Below are 1,317 nucleotides of genomic sequence, written 5' to 3' on the forward strand. Positions count from 1 at the left end.
GCTGCCCTCGCTGGCCGAAGGGTTTGGCCTGCCGATCGTGGAGGCCATGGCGCTTGGCACGCCCGTCCTGACCTCCCGCGGGGGGGCGACAGGGGAAATTGCCGGAGGGGCCGCGCTGCTGGTTGACCCGACCGATACCGACGATATTGCCCGTGGCATGGCGGCGCTGGACGGTAATGACCCGAATGACCCGCTCCGGGCGCGCCTGATCGCACGGGGGTATGAAAGGGCCGATTTCTTTTCAGCCCCCCGACAGGAGCAGCGGTTTGTGGATTTTTACCGTTCGCTGGGAGTTACAGGACATCGCGCCCCCTGATGATGTCTTCTGTATGGAAATAACAGACTGATAAAAAACAATAAAAGTTTTTGGGTGCCGCCTTTTTTCAAAAAGGCGGCGTTCCCTGAAGCTTCCTTGATGATGACAGGGTGTTTTATGGGCTGACTTTTCAAACAGCCTCTTATGATCCGTGGGCCATCCCGAAGAATTTTATTATTTTATATTTCAGTTCGGTCCCGTTTCCAGCGCATGCTGTTCAATCACGTGATGCAGTCCGGCGGGGGACAGGCTTTCCGCCGCGACCGCGCCGCTGGCATGCGCCGTGGGAAAATCAATCACGACAAAGGGGGTGTCACGTTCCTTTCCCGGCGCGACCGCGCCGGGGATGGAGGGGCGATGATCGCCAAAAAAGACCAGTGTCGCGGTTCGGCCCGTTGCTTCCAGCCCCTTTGCAAGCCGGTCCAGCATGCGGTCGCTGCCTTCCAGATGCCGCAGGTAATGGGCAAGGCCCCCGCCTTCGCCCTTTGGCCACGGGCCGTGGTTTTCCATTGTCACGACATAAAGGAATAACGGCCCCGTGGCCTGATCGACCCGGTGCAGCACCGCATCGGCCACGTCGCAATCGGGCGTATAGGGCATGGAGGCGGAGGGAGTATGCGTAAAGGCCTTTCCCCCCACGAGTTCGCGGAACCCGATGGCGGGCATAAGGCGGTCACGGCTGTAAAAACCCAGGTTATGGGGGTGCATGAACACCGTCTCATACCCCGCGCGGCCCAGCCGGTAGCAGGGCGAAGGCTTTTTCCCGCCCGGCGGTCAGGAACGGATCGAAATAGCGAAAGCCCAGATCCGCCTCCTCCCGCCCGAACAGGACGCCGTATTCGGTGCGCATTGTGTACGCGCCAAAGCCGCTGACCTCCAGCCTCCCCCAGACGGAGCGCGCGCGCGGGCATGGTCCAGACCGGGCATGGGCGGAATCCGGACATGCCCCGCCAGTCCCAGCCTGCGCGGGTCGGCAAAGGATTCGCATTGCACCACCACCA

General features: G+C 61.4%; 2 protein-coding genes and 1 pseudogene. 1 reads left to right on the forward strand and 2 read right to left on the reverse strand.

Annotation, left to right across the window (positions count from 1 at the left end; genetic code table 11):
* Positions 1 to 316, forward strand: a 316-nt coding sequence (locus JCM25156_RS25630; RefSeq protein WP_034960579.1) for a glycosyltransferase, incomplete at its 5' end; no start/stop codon positions are given.
* Between the two features lie 186 nt (positions 317 to 502).
* Here the strand turns inward: JCM25156_RS25630 and JCM25156_RS27200 are convergent.
* A complete protein-coding gene (locus JCM25156_RS27200; RefSeq protein ID WP_206777873.1) occupies positions 503 to 1,024 on the reverse strand; it encodes a sulfatase-like hydrolase/transferase in 522 nt (173 codons plus the stop codon).
* A 10-nt stretch (positions 1,025 to 1,034) separates the two neighbouring features.
* A pseudogene (locus JCM25156_RS30240) lies at positions 1,035 to 1,317 on the reverse strand (hypothetical protein); the annotation flags it as partial.

Source organism: Komagataeibacter kakiaceti JCM 25156 (assembly GCF_000613305.1).

Excerpts from the sequence above, each read along its gene's own strand:
- JCM25156_RS27200 (WP_206777873.1), bottom strand. The coding sequence starts at position 1,024 with ATGCACCCCCATAACCTGGGTTTTTACAGCCGTGACCGCCTTATGCCC.